Raw genomic sequence first — 19,639 nt, 5'->3', positions numbered from 1 at the left:
CCCGTCAACTGCGCCGCACCCGCCGCATGCACCACCGCCCGCAACCGCTCACCACGCCCCACCAACCCCCCCAACAACCCCGCCACCGCACCCCGATCCGCCACATCACACGCCACCACCGACACCCGCACACCCAACCCCTCCAACCGCCCCACCAAATCCCCCACACCCACCGCATCCCCACCCCGCCGACTCACCAACACCACATGCTCCGCACCCACACCCACCGCCCACAACGCCACCCGCGCACCCAACGCCCCCGTACCACCCGTCACCAACACCGTCCCCGACAACCGAAAACCAGACCCAGAACCAGACCCCGAACCACCACCCACACGCACCAACCGCCGCACAAACACCCCCGACAACCGCAACGCCACCTGATCCTCACCACAACCCGACAACACCCCACACAACCAACCCCACACACCACCACCCACCACCACCGGCAAATCCACCAACCCACCCCACCGCAACGGCAACTCCAAACCCACCACCCGACCCAAACCCCACACGGAAGCGGCGGTCAGGTCGGTCAGGGCCTCCGAGTCGTCCACGGAGACCGCCCCGGAGGTCAGCCACCACAGCCGGCCCTCGACTTCCGTGACGGCCAGCGCCTGCGCCACCGCCAGCGCCTCCACCACGCCCGCGCCGGCCAGCGACAGCAGCGAGATCAGCCCGGCAACCGGTTCTCCAGCCGGCCGCGCCCCGGTCAGCCGTCGCGCGATCTGGTCCCGCTCCAGCACGTCCAGCACCACCGGCACCACCTCGGCGCCCCGCGCCGCCAACTCGGCCAGCAGCGGGTGGTCCTCCTGGCCGGGAAGCATCAGCACCAGCCAGGTGCCGGCCAGGGTCTCGGGGCCGCTGATGGCGTGGCGTCGCCACACCACCCGGTACCGCCACGAATCCACAGTTGACTGCTGCTGGGCGGCCCGCCGCCACTGCGCGAGCTTCGGCAGGACCGCGCTGAACGGCTCGTCCGCGCCGACGCCCAACTCGCCGCCGACCAGGTCGGGGTCGCCGGACTCCACGGCCGCCCAGAACCGCCCGTCCAGTGCGTCGTCGTGGGCGGGCCGGCGGGCCGGAAGCGCCGCTTCCGGCCAGTACCAGGTGTGGTCGAAGGCGTACGTGGGCAGGTCCACCACACGCGGCCGAACACCGGCCTGACCGTGGTACGCCGCCCAGTCGACCGGCACACCCGCAACCCACAACTGCCCCAACGCCGACGTCAGAACATCGACCTCCGCACGATCCCGCCGCAACACCGGAATCCGCCGCACCACACCATCCGCAACGACATCCGCCACCATCGCCGTCAACGTCGCATCCGGGCCGACCTCCAGGAAGGTGTCCACACCCTGCCCCCGCAGAGCCGCCACCCCGTCGGCGAACCGCACCGGCCGCCGCACATGCCGCACCCAGTACTCCGGATCCACCAACTCCAAGGGATCCGCCACCGCACCCGTCACGTTCGACACCACCGGAACCCGCGGCACCCGCCAGTCCAGCCCCGCCACCACCGAACGGAACTCATCCAACATCGGATCCATCAACCGCGAATGGAACGCGTGACTGACCGACAGCTCCTTGACCCGCCAACCCCGCTGGCCGGCAGCCGCCACCACCAACGCGACCTCGCCCGCAGTGCCCGAGACCACCACCGACGCCGGACCATTCACCGCCGCAACATCGACCGCCGCACCCGACGCATCGATGACCTCCCGCACCACATCCTCGGGAGCACCAACCGCCGCCATCACCCCACCAGCCGGCAACGCCTGCATCAACCGACCCCGCGCCGCCACCAACACACACGCATCCGACAACGACAACATCCCCGCCACATAGGCGGCACTCACCTCACCGATCGAATGACCCGCCACAAAATCCGCCCGCACACCCCAGGACGCCAACAACTCCCACAACGCCACCTCAACCGCAAACAACCCCGCCTGCGCGAACACCGTCTGGTCAAGCAACTCCGCCTCGGGCGAACCTGCCTCCGCGAACACCACCTCACCCAGCGGACGCGGCAGATGCGGATCAATCTCCCCGCACACCGCGTCAAACGCCGACGCGAACACCGGGAACACGTCGTACAACTCCCGACCCATACCAGCGCGCTGCGAACCCTGACCCGTGAACAACACCGCCCGACGACCCACCGACACCACACCCGACGACCGGCCCTCAGCAACCGCCGTCAAGCCCGCCGTCAACTCCTCGACCGAACTGCCCCACACCACCGCCCGATACTCCAAAGCCGCCCGCGACACCACCAACGACCAGGACACATCCGACACCACAAGATCAGACCGGCCCCGCACGAACGACGCCAACCGCGCCGCCTGACCCACCAGACCCCGCTCCGACCGCCCCGACACCACCCACGGCACCGGCAACGCCACGGTCGCACCCCCGACGGGCTGCGAGACGAAGTCTCCAGCCGCGGTTTCGGCAGCAGCAGCCTCCCGCTCACCAGCGGCCGGCACCGGGTGTGCCGCCGCCGACACCAAATGAAGCGCCGACTCCGGCTGCGCCGTCGGCACCCCGTCGAGCGTCGGCTCAGGCTGCTCGATGATCACGTGCGCGTTGGTGCCGGAGATGCCGAACGACGACACCCCCGCCCGACGAACCCGCTCAACCGCCGGCCAGGCACGCGACTCGGTCACCAACTCCACCGCACCCGACGCCCAGTCGACATGCGACGATGGCTCGTCCACGTGCAGGGTCGCCGGCACCACACCCGCACGCATCGCCAAGATCATCTTGATGATCCCCGCAGCCCCGGCAGCCGCCTGCGTGTGACCGATGTTCGACTTCACCGACCCCAACAACAACGGCACATCACGACCCTGCCCGTACGTGGCCAGCAGCGCCTGCGCCTCGATCGGATCACCCAGGGTCGTACCCGTACCGTGCGCCTCCACCACATCCACATCAGCGGACGACAACCCCGCCGACGCCAACGCCTGACGGATCACCCGCTGCTGAGACGGACCATTCGGCGCCGTCAAACCATTCGACGCACCATCCTGGTTCACCGCCGTACCACGCACCACCGCCAGAACCCGCCGGCCCTCCCGCTGCGCGTCCGACAGCCGCTGCACGACCAGGACGCCCACGCCCTCGCCCCATGCGGTGCCGTCGGCCGACTCGGCGAACGCCTTGCAGCGGCCGTCCGCCGACAGCCCGCCCTGCCGGGAGAACTCGATGAAGGCGCCCGGGGTGGACATCACGGTGACGCCACCGGCCAGCGCCAGGTCGCACTCACCCGACCGCAACGCCTGCACCGCCAGGTGCAACGCCACCAACGACGACGAACACGCCGTGTCCACCGTCACCGCCGGCCCCTCGAACCCGAACGAGTACGACACCCGGCCCGACAACACGCTCGCCGAGGCGCCGGTCGCGCCGTACCCGACGAGCGACTCGCCGGCCTGACGTACGACGATCTCGTAGTCCTGTCCGTTGGTGCCGGCGAACACGCCGACCCGGCTGCCGCGCAGCGCGAGGGGCTCGATCCGGGCGTCCTCGAACGCCTCCCAGGCGACCTCCAGCAGCAGCCGCTGCTGCGGATCCATCGCCAACGCCTCACGCGGCGAGATCCCGAAGAACTCCGCGTCGAAGCCACCCGCGTCGGCGAGGAACGCCCCTCGGGTGACGTCGGAGCCGGACAGCGACTCCAGGTCCCAGTGCCGGTTGGTCGGGAAGTCCGACATCGCGTCGACCCCGGCCGTCAGCAGCTCCCAGAAGTCCTCCGGGGACTCGGCCCCGGAGGGGAAGCGGCAGCCCATGCCGACGATGACGATCGGGTCGTCGCCCACGACGGACCCGGTGACGGCGGCAGAGACGGGAGATGCCTGCCCGCCGAGCAGTTCGGCGTGGATGTGCCCGGCGAGGGCCGTCGAGTTCGGGTAGTCGAAGGCGAGCGTGCTCGGCAACGTCAGACCGGTGGCCGTGTCGAGCCGGTTGCGCAGCTCGACCGCCGCCAGCGACGTGAAGCCGAGGTCCTGGAACGCCCGATCCGGTGCCACCCGCTCGGCGGACTCGTGGCCCAGCACGGCGGCGACCTCGGCGCGGACGAGGTCACGAAGGACGCGTAGCTGCTCCGTTCCGGGCATTCCCGACAGGCGAAGGCGCAGGTCGGCCGCCGGCACGGGAGCGCCGACGGCTGCCGCCGCGCCGGCCCCGGCCAGGAGGTCCCGAACCAGCGGGTCTGGGCGTCGACCGCTGGCGGCGGCCACCCGGGCCCAGTCGATGTCGGCCACCACGAGGTACGTCTCGTCGCGCTCCAGCGCGCGGGTGAGGGCGCGGACGGCCGTCTCGGGCGCCATCGCACCGAAACCGGCGCGGCTCAGCCGCTGCTCGAAGTCACCGGCGCTCACCCCGCCGTCGGCCCAGAGGCCCCAGGCGAGCGAGGTCGCCGGCAGCCCTTCCGCGCGGCGCCGCTGCGCCAGGGCGTCGAGGAAGGCGTTGCCCGGCGCGTAGGTGGCCTGCCCGGCGGCACCCATGATTCCGGCGAGGGAGGAGAAGAGCACGAAGGCGGACAGGTCCGCGCCCCGGGTCAGCTCGTCCAGGTTGCGTGCGGCGTCGACCTTCGCCCGCAGCGCGCCGGCCAACTGGTCGACGCCCACCGTGTCGACCACGTTGTCGTCGAGGGCGGCGGCGGTGTGCACGACCGCGCTCAGCGGAAGCTCGTCGGGAATCGAGTCGAGCAGCGCCGCGAGCGCGGCCCGGTCGGCCACGTCGCAGGACGCGAGGGTGACCCGGCTGCCGAGCCCGGTGAGTTCCTCGGCGAGGGCGACCGCACCTGGTGCCTCGCCACCCCGCCGGCTGACCAGCAGGAGGTGTTCGGCGCCTTCCCCGGCCAACGCACGGGCGACGTGCCCGCCGAGGGCCCCGGTGCCGCCGGTGATCAGCACCGTGCCGCGAGGGGTCCAGGAACGGCGCGGACCGGTGTCGCCGTACGTCGCCCGGACCAGCCGACGGGCGTGGCCGCCGTTCGGGCGCAGGGCGACCTCTTCCTCGCGGCCGGCGCCGCCGACCAGCGTCCGGAGCATGCGTACGACGCTCTGGTCCGGCTGCTCGGTGACGTCGACGAGCCCGCCCCAACGGTGCGGATGCTCGGCGCGCAGCACACTCCCGAAGCCCCACGCCATCGCCTGCACGGGGTCGACGTGCCGGTCACGGGATCCGACGGAGACCGCGCCGCGGGTGGCGATCCAGAGCCGGGCGGTGATCCCGGCGTCCCCGAACGCCTGGGCGAGGGCGATCGTGCCGGCGAGGCCCGCCGGAACGGAACCGTTCCCCGCGTACGGTCGGCCGTCGAAGGCGAGAAGCGAGAGCACGGGCAGCGTGTCGCCGGCGCGGCCGGCCAACGCCTCGACGAGGTCGTGGGCGATCCGCTTCCGGTCGTACGCGGTGTCGACCTCGACGATCCGCCCGCCGGCGGCACCGAGGGCCGTCGCCCAGTCCGTCACGGCCGCGTCCGCGTCGGCGGGTACGAGGAGCAGGAATTCGTTCGCCTCGGTGTCGGCGAGGTCGTCCGTGAGCGGCTGCCAGGCCACCCGGTAGCGCCACGAGTCGAGGGCGGCCTCGGCGTCCCGGCGGCGTCGCCAGGTGGACAGCGCCGGCAGCACGTCCGCGAGCGGGGCGTCGGCGTCGACGGCCAGGCTCTCGGCGAGGGTCGCCACGTCCTCCGCCTCGATCGCCCGCCAGAAGTCCTCGTCGGCGGCGGTACGACCGGCGACGGGGGGACGGTAGGAGCGCGTCGCGGCATTGATCCAGTAGCGCTGGTGGTCGAAGGCGTACGTGGGCAGGTCCACCGCACGCGGCCGGGCACCGGCCTGACCGTGGTACGCCGCCCAGTCGACCGGCACACCCGCAACCCACAACTGCCCCAACGCCGACGTCAGAACATCGACCTCCGCACGATCCCGCCGCAACACCGGAATCCGCCGCACCGCACCATCCGCAACGACATCCGCCACCATCGCCGTCAACGTCGCATCCGGGCCGACCTCCAGGAAGGTGTCCACACCCTGCCCCCGCAGAGCCGCCACCCCGTCAGCGAACCGCACCGGCTGCCGCACATGCCGCACCCAGTAGGCAGGATCCGTGACCTCTGCGGCGTCGGCCACGTTGCCGGTCACGTTCGACACCACCGGAATCCTCGGCGGCTGCCAGCCGAGCCCCGCCACCACCGCCGCGAACTCGCCCAACATCGGATCCATCAACCGCGAATGGAACGCGTGACTGACCGACAGCTCCTTCGTCCGCCAACCCCGCTCACGGGAGGCCGCCACCACCGCCGCGACCTCGACCGCCGCACCCGACACCACCACCGACGCCGGACCATTCACCGCCGCGATATCCACCGCCGCACCCGACGCCGCGATGACCTCGACAACAGACTCCTCCGGCGCACCGACCGCCGCCATCACCCCACCAGCCGGCAACGCCTGCATCAACCGACCCCGCGCCGCCACCAACACACACGCATCCGACAGCGACAACATCCCCGCCACGTAGGCGGCACTCACCTCACCGATCGAATGACCGGCCACAAAGTCCGCCCGCACACCCCACGACGCGAGCAACTCCCACAACGCCACCTCGACCGCAAACAACCCCGCCTGCGCGAACACCGTCTGGTCCAACAGACCCGCCTCGGGCGAACCCGCCTCCGCGAACACCACCTCACCCAGCGGACGCGGCAGATGCGGATCAATCTCCCCGCACACCGCATCAAACGCCGACGCGAACACCGGGAACACGTCGTACAACTCGCGGCCCATACCGACGCGCTGCGAACCCTGACCCGTGAACAACACCGCCCGACGACCCACCGACACCGCGCCCGACAACCGGCCCTCGGCGACCGCCGACAGGCCAGCGACCAGCTCGTCCACACCCGAGCCCCACACCACCGCACGATGCTCCAACGCCGCCCGAGTCGTCACCAACGACCACGCGACATCCGACACCGCGAGGTCGGACCCACCCCGCACGAACGACGCCAACCGCGCCGCCTGACCCACCAGACCCCGCTCCGACCGCCCCGACACCACCCACGGCACCGGCAACCCGACCGGCGCGACGGGCGCCGCAGCGGACTCCGGCTCCCCCTGCTCGATGATCACGTGCGCGTTGGTGCCGGAGATACCGAACGACGACACCCCCGCCCGACGAGCCCGCCCGACCGCCGGCCACTCCCGCGACTGCGTCACCAACTCCACCGCACCCGACGCCCAGTCCACATGCGACGACGGCTCGTCCACATGCAGGGTCGCCGGCACCACACCCGCACGCATCGCCAAGATCATCTTGATGACGCCAGCCACCCCCGCAGCCGCCTGCGTGTGACCGATGTTCGACTTCACCGAGCCCAGCAACAACGCTTCGCGGTCGTCCCGGTCCTGCCCGTACGTGGCCAGCAGCGCCTGCGCCTCGATCGGATCGCCCAGAGTGGTGCCCGTGCCGTGCGCCTCCACGACGTCGACGTCACCGACGCCCAGCCGGGCATTCGCGAGAGCCTGGCGGATCACCCGCTGCTGCGACGGGCCGTTCGGCGCCGTCAGCCCGTTCGACGCGCCGTCCTGGTTCACCGCCGAACCACGCACCACCGCCAGGACCCGACGCCCGTCCCGCCGCGCGTCCGACAACCGCTGCACCAGCAGCACGCCCACGCCCTCGGACCAGCCCGTGCCGTCCGCGCCGTCGGAGAAGGACTTACACCGGCCGTCGGGGGCCATGCCCCGCTGGCGGGAGAAGTCGATGAAGGTCTCGGGCGTCGCCATCACGGTCACGCCACCGGCCAGCGCCAGGTCGCACTCACCCGACCGCAACGCCTGCACCGCCAGGTGCAACGCCACCAACGACGACGAACACGCCGTGTCCACCGTCACCGCCGGTCCCTCGAACCCGAACGAGTACGACACTCGACCCGACACCACACTGCTGGCGGTGCCGACGCCGAGGTAGCCGTCGAGGGCCTCCGGAACGTCGGCCAGCCCGGCGGCGTGGTTGTGGTACATCATCCCGGCGAACACGCCGACCGGGCGGCCCCGCAGCGCGAGCGGGTCGATCCGGGCGTCCTCGATCGCCTCCCACGAGGTCTCCAGCAGCAGCCGCTGCTGCGGGTCCATCGCCAGCGCCTCATGCGGGGAGATCTTGAACAGGGTGGCGTCGAAGTCGCCGGCGTCGGTCAGGAAGCCACCCTCGCGGGCGTAGCTGCTGCCCCTGCGCGCGCCGGACGGGTCGTACAGGTCGTCGACGTCCCACCCGCGGTCGACGGGGAAGCCGGTGATGCCGTCCCCGCCGGACACGAGGAGGTCCCACAACTGCTCGGGGGAGCGTACGCCGCCTGGGTAGCGGCAGCTCATGCCGACGATCGCGATCGGCTCGTCGAGCGCCGCGACGGCGGCGACCGGGGCCGGCAGCCGACCGGCGTCCGTCCCGGTCTCGGTGTCCAGGTGGTCGGCCAGGCTGAGCGGGGTCGGGTGGTCGAAGACCAGGGTCGCCGGCAGGCGCAGGCCGGTCACCGCGCCCAGCCGGTTGCGCAGCTCGACGGCGGTCAGCGAGTCGAAGCCGAGCTCGGTGAACGGACGCCCGGCCTCGACGGCGGCGGCGTCCGCGTACCCCAGCACCGCCGCGACCTGGTCGAGGACGAGCCGCAGCAGGGTCGCGGCGCGCTCCTCCGGGTCGAGCCCGGCCAGCCGGTCGGTCAGGGCGGCGGTTTCCGCCGGACCGGACCGCGCGGCGCGGCGACGGGGTGCCCGGACCAGGCCGCGCAGGACCGACGGCAGGGTGCCCGCCTCGGCCTGGAAGCGCAGCGCCGGGCCGTCCAGCGCCATCGGCACCGTCGCGGGCAGGCCGGTCGACAGGGCGGCGTCGAAGAGTGCGAGGCCGTTCGCCTGGGAGATCGGCCGGACGCCCGCGCGGGCCAGCCGGTCGTTGTCGGCCCGGTCGAGGCCGGCGGTCATGCCGCCGCCCGACTCCACCCACGGCCCCCAGGCCAGGGAGAGCGCCGGGAGGCCCGCCGCCCGGCGCCGGTGGGCGAGCGCGTCGAGGAAGGCGTTGGCCGCCGCGTAGTTGGCCTGGCCGGGGCTTCCCGTCACGCCCGCCGCCGAGGAATAGGTGACGAACAGCGCGAGGTCCCTGCCGGCGGTCAGGTCGTGCAGGTGCGCGGCGGCGTCCACCTTCGGCCGGAGCACCTCACCGAGGGAGTCGGCGGTGAGCGAGGTCAGGGTGCGGTCGGCCAGCACACCGGCGGTGTGCACCACGCCGGTCAGCGGGTACGCCGGGTCGAGGCGGTCCAGCAGGGCGGCGAGGGCGTCCCGGTCGGCGGCGTCGCACGCCTCGACCGTCGCGGTCGCCCCCAGGTCGGCGAGGTCGGCGAGCAGGTCGGCCACGCCCTCCGCGTCAGCCCCGCGCCGGCTGGTCAGCACCAGGCGGCGAACCCCGTGCCGGGCGACCAGGTGGCGGGCGAGCAGCGCGCCCAGGGCACCGGTGCCGCCGGTGACCAGCACCGTGCCGTCCGGGTCGAGCGACGGCGCCGCCGCGTCGGATTCCGGGGCGGCGACGAGCCTGGGCACCCGGACCACCCCGTCACGCACCGCCGCCTGCGGCTCGTCGGTGGAGAGCAGGCCGACGAGGGCCGCTGCGGAACTCTCCCGGTCGTCGACGTCGACGACCAGGAACCGGCCCGGATGCTCGGCCTGTGCGGACCTGAGCAGGCCCCAGACGGCGGCGCCGGCCAGGTCGACGACGTCCGCGTCGTCGGCCACGGCGACGGCGCCGCTGGTGAGCACCACGAGCCGGGATCCGCCGGTGTGCCGCTCCGCGGCGAGCCAGCCCTGGAGCACGGCGAGGACCTCGGCGAGCAGGTCGTGGACCGGTCCGGCACCGGTCGCGGCGGCACCGGCCACCGGGAACACGACGACGTCGGGCACCCCGGCGGCGAACAGCGCGTCGAGGTCGGCGTGCCGGACGGCGGCCGGGCCCGACGGCAGCGGCGCGGGGCGGTCGCCGAGCAGCGCCCAGGTCGTGCCGGCAGACGCGCCGGCACCGCCGGTGTGCCGGGGCCAGTCGAGGCGGAACAGCGAGCGACGCCACGGGGACGCGCCGGAGGTCAGTTCTGCGGCCGGCAGGGGCCGCAGCACCAGGGAGCCGACCCGGGCGACCGGCTCACCGGCGGCGTCCGCGACCAGCATGGTCACCGTGTCCGGGCCGGTGGGGGTCAGCCGTACCCGCAGCGTGTCGGCGCCGTGGGCGGACAGCGTCACGGCCGACCAGGAGAACGGCATCCGGGCCTGGCCGGGGTCGACGATGCCCAGCCCGACCGCCTGCACTGCGGCGTCGAGCAGCGCCGGGTGCAACCCGTACCCGCCGGCCTCGTCGGCCGCCGACTCGGGCAGCGCCACCTCGGCGTACACGTCGGCGCCGACCCGCCAGGCGGCGCGCAGCCCCTGGAAGGACGGGCCATAGGTGAACCCGGCCTCCGCCGCCCGCCCGACCAGCTCCGACACGTCGAGGACGGTGCCGCCGGCCGGGGGCCAGGCCGCCAGCGCGGTCCGGTCCTCCCCCGGCTCGGGGGTGAGCAGGCCGGTGGCGTGCCGGACCCACAGGTCGTCGGTGCCGGACCGGCGGGCGTGGACCGTCAACTGCCACGCCTCGCCGCCGGTACGTTCGGCGGCGACCTGCACGTCGACGCCGCCGGTCTCCGGCAGCACCAGCGGCGCCTCCAGGGTCAGCTCCGCGAGCTGGTCGGCGCCGACCTCCGCACCGGCCCGCAGCGCCAGTTCCACGAACCCGGTGCCGGGGAGGATCACCACGTCGCGTACGGCGTGCTCGGCCAGCCAGGGCTGGCTCTCCACCGACAGCCGGCCGGTGAGCGTCACCTCGTCGCCGTCGGCCGAGCGGAACACCGCGCCGAGCAGGGGGTGCCCGGTCGGGGTCAGCCCGGCGGCGGTCACGTCGGCGGCCTGCGGCAGGGGCAGCAGCCAGTAGCGCTGGCGCTGGAACGCGTACGTCGGCAGGTCGACCGGCACGGGCGGGCCGGCGAACAGGGCGGTCCAGTTCACCGGCACGCCCCGGGCCCAGACGGTGCCGGCGGCGGCCAGTGCGGTCGCCGCCTCGTCGGAGTCGGCGCGCAGCACCGGGGCGCACACCGCCTGGTCCGCACCGACGATCTCCTGGGTCAGCGCGGAGAGCACCCCGCCCGGACCCACCTCGACGTACGCGCCCACCCCGAGCTCACGCAGGGTGGCCACGGCCGCGTCGAAGCGGACCGTGTCGCGGACGTTGCGCAGCCAGTACGCCGGCGAGCGGACCTCGTCCGGGGTGAGCACCGCGCCGGTCACGGTGGAGACCACGGGGATCCGGGGTTCGGCGAAGGTCAACTGCCCGAGCACGTCGGCGAACGCGTCGAGCATCGGGTCCATCCGGGCGCAGTGGAACGCGTGGCTGACCCGCAGCCGCCGGGTGTTCCGGCCGAGGGCCGAGAAGTGCGCGGCGACCGCCAGCACGGGGCCCTCGTCGCCGGAGACGACGACGGACTCCGGGCCGTTGACGACGGCCAGTTCGGCGCCGGTCGCCTCGGTGGCGGCCAGGTGTTCGCGCAGTTCCGCCTCGGTGGCGCGGATGGACACCATCGCGCCGCCGGTGGGCAGCGCCTGCATCAGGGTGCCCCGGGCGGCGACCAGGCGGGCGGCGTCCGGCAGCGACAGCACGCCGGCGACGTGCGCGGCGGCCACCTCGCCGACGGAGTGCCCGGTCACGAAGTCCGGCACGACGCCCCAGGACTCGACGAGCCGGTAGGTCGCCACCTCGACGGCGAACAGCGCCGCCTGGGCGTACCCGGTGCGGTCGAGCAGGTCGGCGGGGCCGTCGAGCACCTCGTTCAGGGGCCGGTCGAGGTGCCGGTCCAGTTCCGTTCGGGCGGCGTCGAAGGCCGCGGCGAAGACCGGGAACGCGGCGTACAACTGCCGGCCCATCCCGACCCGCTGGGCACCCTGCCCGGTGCAGAGCACGGCGACGCGGGTGGGGCTGGCGACCCCGCGCCGCACGGACGCCGCCGGGATGCCGTCGGCCAGCGCGCCGAGCCCGGCGACCAACTCGTCGCGGTCGGCACCGAGCACCACGGCCCGGTGTTCCAGGACGGACCGCCCGGCGGCCAGGGCCCGACCCACCGCGGCGGGCGCGGCGTCGGGGTGCTCGGCCAGCCAGGAGCGCAGCCGGTCGGCCTGCGCGGTGAGGCCGGCGGCGCTGCGCGCGGAGACGACCCACGGCAGCGGGTCGGGCCCGGCGACGTCGGTGTCGGCGGTCGGCTGCGGCGCGGGCGGGGCGGCCTCGACGATGACGTGGGCGTTGGTGCCGCTGACCCCGAAGGAGGAGATGCCGGCCCGCATCGGCCGGGACCCGCGGGGCCACGGGCGCGGCTCGCGGAGCAGGCTCACCGCCCCGGCCGACCAGTCGACGTGCGGGGACGGCTCGTCGACGTGCAGGGTCCTCGGCAGGACGCCGTGCCGCATCGCCATGACCATCTTGATCACGCCGGCGACGCCGGCCGCCGCCTGGGTGTGCCCGAGGTTGGACTTGATCGAGCCGAGCCACAGGGGCTGGTCGTCGGCCCGGTCCCGGCCGTAGGTGGCGAGCAGCGCCTGCGCCTCGATGGGGTCGCCGAGCCGCGTCCCGGTGCCGTGGGCCTCCACCGCGTCCACGTCGGCCGGGGAGAGTCGGGCGTTGGCCAGCGCCTGGCGGATCACCCGCTGCTGCGACGGGCCGTGCGGCGCGGTGAGGCCGTTCGAGGCGCCGTCGGAGTTGACGGCGGTGCCGCGCACCACGGCGAGCACCTGGTGCCCGTTGCGCTGGGCGTCGGAGAGCCGTTCCAGCAGCAGCAGCCCGGCGCCCTCGCTCCAGCCGGTGCCGTCCGCGGCTGCCGCGAAGGACTTGCACCGCCCGTCCGGGGAGAGGCCGCGCTGACGGCTGAAGCCGACGAACGTGTCGGGGCTGGACATCACGGTGACGCCACCGGCCAGCGCGAGGGTGCACTCGCCGGAGCGCAGCGCCTGCGCGGCCAGGTGCAGGGCCACCAGCGAGGAGGAACAGGCGGTGTCGACGGTCACCGCCGGGCCCTCGAACCCGAAGGTGTACGCGATCCGGCCGGAGACGACGCTGCCGTGGTTGCCGGTGCCGACGAACGCCTCGACCTCGTCCGGCACCCCTGGCAGCCGGGACACGTAGTCGTGGTACATCACGCCGGTGAAGACCCCGGTCCGGCTGCCCTTGAGCGAGTCGGCGGCGATCCCGGCCCGCTCGACGGCCTCCCAGGCGACCTCCAGCAGGAGGCGCTGCTGCGGGTCCATCGCCAGGGCCTCGCGGGGCGAGATGCCGAAGAACGCCCCGTCGAACTCGCCGGCATCGTGCAGGAAGCCACCCTCGCGGGTGTACGACTTGCCGTGCGCGTCCGGGTCGGGGTCGTAGAGGTTCTCCACGTCCCAGCCCCGGTCGGTCGGGAACAGCGTGACGGCGTCACTGCCGGACTCGACCAGTCGCCACAGCGCCTCGGGGGTGTGCACCCCACCCGGGTAACGACAGCTCATCCCCACGATCGCGATGGGCTCGTGGTTCTGCTCGTCTACGGCCCGCAGGCGTTCGCTGGTCTCGTGCAGATCAGCGGTGACGCGCTTGAGGTACTCGCGGAGCTTGGCTTCGTTCGCCATCGGTAGATCACCTGTCGCTAAGGGGCAAGCGGCGGACTCGTGGTCAGGATCGGCCGAACTTCTGGTCGATGAAGTCGAACAGCTCGTCGTCCGAGGCATCGTCGATGGCCTGGCTGACGTCGGCCGGGCGGTCGGTGGCGTCGCTCCACCTGGTGACCAGCGCCCGGAGGCGGACCGCCACGGCCGTACGGGTCTCGTCGTCGGCGGCGAGCCGTTCCATCTCGTCCGGTCCGGTCGCGGCGAACGCGGCTTCCAGTCGGTCCAGCTCGGTCAGCAGGCCCGACACGGGCGCGGGCGGCGCGACGTCGGCCAGCAGGAAGTCGGCCAGCGCGGCAGGCGTGGGACAGTCGAAGATCAGGCTCGCGGGCAGCCGGATCCCGGTGACGGCGGTCAGCCGGTTGCGCAGCTCCACCGCGGTCAGCGAGTCGAACCCGAGGCCGGTGAACGTCTGTCCGGACGGGATGACGGTGGACGGCGGGTAGCCGAGCACCTCGATGACCTGCGCCTTGACCAGGTCCTCCACCAGCCGGCCGTGCTCGGCCTCCGGGGTGCCGGCCAGCCGTTGCGCGAACGACGGACCGCTGTCGCCGCCGCCATCGACCACCCGCCGCCGGGCCCGGACCAGGCCACGCAGCGGCGCCGGGAGCTGGCCGGTGTCGGACTGGCGGCGCAGCGCGGCGGTGTCGAGCAGCGCGGGCACCAGGTGGGCACGGCCACCACGCAGGCTGGCGCTGAACAGGTCGAGTGCCTGGCCGGTGTCGAGCGGGTCGAGGCCGTTACGGCTCATCCGTTGCCGCTGGGCGGCGTCGAGGCCACCGGTCATCCCGCTGTCCTCGGCCCAGAGCCCCCAGGACAGGGCGGTGGCGGCGAGCCCCGAGGCGTGCCGGTGGTGGGCGAGGCCGTCGAGGAACGCGTTGGCGGCGGCGTAGTTGCCCTGGCCGGGGCCGCCGAGGATGCCGGCGACCGACGAGAAGAGCACGAACATCGACAGGTTGCGGCCTCGGGTCAGCTCGTGCAGGTGCCAGGCGGCGTCGGCCTTGGCGGACAACACGGCGGACACCCGCTCGGGGGTCAGCGCCGAGATCACCGCGTCGTCGAGAACGCCGGCGGCGTGGACCACGCCGGTGAGCGGGTGCTCGGCGGGGACGGCGGTCAGCAGTGCCGCGAGGGAGTCCCGGTCCGCCACGTCGCCGGCCACCAGCCGGGCCTGCGCGCCCAGCGCGGTCAGCTCGGTCAGCAGCTCCGCCGCGCCGGGGGCGTCCGGCCCCCGGCGGCTGACCAGCAGCAGGTGGCGCACCTTGTGCGCGGCGACCAGGTGCCGGGCCAGCAGGCCGCCGAGGGCACCGGTCGCGCCGGTGACCAGGACCGTCCCGTCGGGGTCGAGTTCGGCGCCCAGCGCCGGGTCGAGGACGGCGGGCGTGAGCCGGGGGGCCAGCACCCGGTCGCCCCGGATCGCGAGCTGGGGTTCGCCGGTGGCGACCGCGCGGGCCACCAGGTCGGCCGTGCCGGCTGACTCCGGTCGCCGGGCCGCGTCGAGATCCACGAGCACGAACCGGTCGGGGTGCTCCGCCTGGGCCGACCGGAGCAGACCCCAGACCGCCGAACCGGGCAGGTCGGTCACCCGGCCGGTGTCGCCGCCGGGGACGGCCCCCCGGGTCAGCACGACCAGCCGCCGGTCCGCCAGGCGATCGTCGGCCAGCCAGCCCTGGACGGCCGTGAGCACGGTGGCGAGCCGGGTCCGGGTGGCGGTGGGGACCGGCCCGGCCTCGTCGTCCGCGTACGCCGGGAGCAACACCAGGTCCGGGTCGAGCCGGCCGGAGCCGACCGCCTCGGCCAGCTCGGTGAGCCCGTGCCTGGCGAGGTCGGCCGGGTCGGAGGGGCCGTCACCGAGGAGCACCGCGCGGGCGGTCGTCGGGGCGCCCAGCGGCACGGCCTGCCAGGCGACGTCGAACAGCGAGTCGACGGCGGGCCCGGCACCGCGTACCTGGTCGGCGGTCACCGGGCGGGAGACCAGCGAGGCGATCCGGGCGACGGGGGCGCCGGTCGGGTCGGTCAGGGTCAGGGTGACCCCGCCGCCGCTGCGCCGGGCGCGTACCCGCAGCGCGGTCGCGCCGACCGCCGAGAGGGTGACACCGGTCCAGGCGAAGGGGAGCCGTACGCCGGAGGCCTCCGGTTCCTCGTCGAGCAGGCCGACGACGTGCAGCGCCGCGTCCAGCAGGGCGGGGTGGATGCCGAAGCCGCCGACCTCGGTGCCGTCGGGCACCGCCACCTCGGCGCACACCTCGTCATCGGTACGCCAGACCGCGCGCAGGCCCTGGAAGAGCGGGCCGTACTCGACGCCGAGGCGGGACAGTTCGGCGTAGACGGTGTCGACCGAGACGCGAGCGGCGGCGGTGGGCGGCCAAGGGGACAGGTCAGGCCCGTCGGGGCGTGACGCGGTGGGAGAGAGCACTCCGGTGGCGTGGCGGTCCCACTCCCCGTCCTGGTCGGCTGCGGCGCGGGAGTGGATGGTGACCGGTCGACGTCCCTCCTCGTCCGCCGCACCCAGCTTCACCTGCACCGCCCGGGCGCCCTGCCCGGCGAGCGCCAGCGGCGCCTGGAGGGTCAGCTCGTCCAGCGCGTCGCAGCCGACGTGCGCGCCGGTGTGCAGGACCATCTCGACCAGGGCGGCGCCCGGCACCACCACCGAGTCCCAGACGACGTGTTCGGTCAGCCACGGGTGGGTACGGGCGGAAAGCTCGGTGCCGAAGATCCGTACGTCGTCACCGGCCACCTGCACGGCGGCGCCGAGCAGTGCGTGGTCGACGGCGCGTACGCCGAGCCCGGGCGCCCCCACCCCGTCGGTGGTCGTGGCGTTGAGCCAGTAGCGCTGGTGGTCGAAGGCGTACGTGGGCAGCTCGACCGTGCGGGGCTGGGCCCCGGTGCCGGCGAGGTAGCCGGCCCAGTCGACGTGGCCGCCGCTGACGTACCGCTCGGCCAGGGCGGTGAGCAGGGTGCCCGGCTCGGGGTGGCCGGCGCGCAGCGTGGCGGTGAAGCGGACGTCGCCGGTCGCCTCGACGCAGTCCTGTGCCATCGCGGTCAGTACGGCGTCCGGGCCGACCTCCAGGAACTGTGTCACGTCCTGCTGGTGCAGGGTCCGCATTGCGTCGGCGAACCGCACCGGCTGCCGCACGTGCCGCACCCAGTAGGCAGGATCGGTGACCTCTGCGGCGTCGGCCACCGCACCGGTTACGTTCGACACGACCGGAATCCTCGGCGGCTGCCAGTCCAGCCCCGCCACCACCGACGCGAACTCGTCCAACATCGGATCCATCAACCGCGAGTGGAACGCGTGACTGACCGACAGCTCCTTCGTCCGCCAACCCCGCTCACGGGAGGCAGCCACCACCGCCGCGACCTCGACCGCCGCACCCGACACCACCACCGACGCCGGACCGTTCACCGCCGCCACGTCCACCGCCGCACCCGACGCCGCGATGACCTCGACGACAAGATCTTCCGGCGCGCCGATCGCGGCCATCACCCCACCGGCCGGCAGCGCCTGCATCAGCCGACCGCGCGCCGCCACCAACACGCACGCGTCCGCCAGCGACAGCATTCCCGCGACGTACGCCGCCGTCACCTCACCAACCGAATGCCCGGCAAGGAAATCAGCCCGCACGCCCCACGACGACAACAGTTCCCACAACGCCACCTCGACCGCGAACAGCCCCGCCTGCGCGAACACGGTCTGGTCCAGCAGCTCCGCGTCAGCCGAACCCTCAGCCGCGAAGATCACGTCCCGCAACGGCTTGGGCAGCAAGCCGTCGAACCGCCCACACACCTCGTCGAAGCATTCCGCGAACGCCGGGAACACCCCATACAGCTCCCGGCCCATACCAGCACGCTGCGAACCCTGACCCGTGAACAACACCGCTCGACGCCCCGCCGACACCACACCCGACAACCGGCCCTCGGCGACCGCCGACAAGCCCGCCGTCAGCTCCTCGACCGAGCTGCCCCACACCACCGCACGATGCTCCAACGCCGCCCGAGTCGTCACCAACGACCACGCGACATCCGACGCCACAAGATCAGACCGGCCCCGCACGAACGACGCCAACCGCGCCGCCTGACCCGTCAGGGCCCGCTCCGAGCGCCCCGAGACCACCCATGGCACCGGCAACCCGGCAGGTGCGATCCCGGGCTCCGCCCTCGACGCGGCCACGTAGTCCGCCGCCGCGGTCACCGGCTCCGCCCCGGCCTCGGAGTCCGGATCGGTCTCCGGCTCCGGCTGTTCCAGGATCACGTGCGCGTTGGTGCCGGAGATGCCGAACGACGACACCCCCGCCCGACGAACCCGCCCGACCGCCGGCCACACCCGCGACTCGGTCACCAACTCCACCGCACCCGACGCCCAGTCCACATGCGACGACGGCTCGTCCACATGCAGGGTCGCCGGCACCACACCCGCACGCATCGCCAAGATCATCTTGATGACGCCGGCCACCCCCGCAGCCGCCTGCGTATGACCGATGTTCGACTTCACCGACCCCAGCAACAACGCTTCGCGGTCGTCCCGGTCCTGCCCGTACGTGGCCAGCAGCGCCTGCGCCTCGATCGGATCACCCAACGTCGTACCCGTACCGTGCGCCTCCACCACATCCACATCAGCGGCAGACAACCCCGCCGACGCCAACGCCTGACGAATCACCCGCTGCTGCGACGGACCATTCGGCGCCGTCAAACCATTCGACGCACCATCCTGATTCACCGCCGTACCACGCACCACCGCCAGAACCCGCCGGCCCTCCCGCCGCGCATCCGACAACCGCTGCACCAACAGCACGCCCACGCCCTCGGCGAGCGCCGTGCCGTCCGCCGCGTCGGCGAACGCCCGGCACCGGGCCACGGGGGACAGGTTGCCCTGCCGGGTGAAGTCGACGAAGACCGCCGGGGTCGGCATCACGGTGACGCCACCGGCCAGCGCCAGGTCACACTCACCCGACCGCAACGCCTGCACCGCCAGGTGCAACGCCACCAACGACGACGAACACGCCGTGTCCACCGTCACCGCCGGCCCCTCGAACCCGAACGAGTACGACACCCGGCCGGAGGCGATGCTGCCCGCGTTTCCGAGACCCAGGTAGTCCTCGACGCCCGCAGGCGGAGTCTCCGGCGGATGCGCGTATCCGCTGTGGGTCATGCCTGCGAAGACCCCGACCCGGGCGCCCCTCAGGCTGGTGGGGTCGATGCCCGCCGACTCGACCGCCTCCCACGACGTCTCCAGCAGCAGCCGCTGCTGCGGGTCCATCGCCAGCGCCTCGCGCGGCGAGACCCCGAAGAGCCGGGCGTCGAACTCGGCGGCGTCGGGCACGAAGCCGCCCTCGCGGACCGAGGAGGTGCCCTGGCGGGACCGCTCGGGGTCGTAGAGCGTCTCCAGGTCCCAACCGCGGTCGGTGGGGAACGAGGCGATGGCGTCCCCACCGGCCGCTACGAGGTCCCACAGCTCCTCGGCGGTCCGCACCCTGCCGGGGAACCGACAGCCGGTGCCGACGATCGCGATCGGCTGCTGTGCGTCGGCTTCGACGTCACGGAGCCGTTGCCGGGTCCGCCGCAGGTCGGCGGTGACTCTCTTCAGGTACTCCCGGAGCTTGTCTTCGGTGTCCATCAACCCAGCCCATCGCGATGCACGGCGGAGACTCGACGTAAGCGACGGTACGAATGCGCAGAAGTCTCAGACGACACCTGTATCTGTCGTTCGGCTCGCTCGGCCGATAGCCACGAGGATCCCCATCTGCGGGGAGAAGTTATTGGGTGTGCGTGAGCGCGGACAACCCCTAACCAGGCAACGGGCCAGCTAGGGGTGTCCGGTGCCGACCCGCCGCACTAGCGTCGCCTCGACCGGGTCTGAGTCGATCCGGTCGCGAACC

At 73.4% G+C, this 19,639-nt stretch carries 2 protein-coding genes; both read right to left on the bottom strand.

Annotation, left to right across the window (positions count from 1 at the left end; genetic code table 11):
- Positions 1-13,727, bottom strand: a 13,727-nt coding sequence (locus AB0D32_RS20655; protein ID WP_357092316.1) for a type I polyketide synthase, incomplete at its 3' end; no start/stop codon positions are given.
- A 43-nt stretch (positions 13,728-13,770) separates the two neighbouring features.
- Positions 13,771-19,377, bottom strand: a complete 5,607-nt coding sequence (locus tag AB0D32_RS20650; protein ID WP_357092313.1) for a type I polyketide synthase — start codon at positions 19,375-19,377, stop codon at positions 13,771-13,773.
- Between the last annotated feature and the right edge of the window lie 262 nt (positions 19,378-19,639).

Source organism: Micromonospora sp. NPDC048170 (assembly GCF_040652795.1).
In the GTDB taxonomy this organism is placed as follows: Bacteria; Actinomycetota; Actinomycetes; order Mycobacteriales; family Micromonosporaceae; genus Micromonospora.
This window is presented reverse-complemented; position numbering and strand designations above follow the sequence as displayed.

Coding starts and splice junctions, on each gene's coding strand:
- AB0D32_RS20650 (WP_357092313.1), bottom strand. CDS start 19,377: ATGGACACCGAAGACAAGCTCCGGGAGTACCTGAAGAGAGTCACCGCC.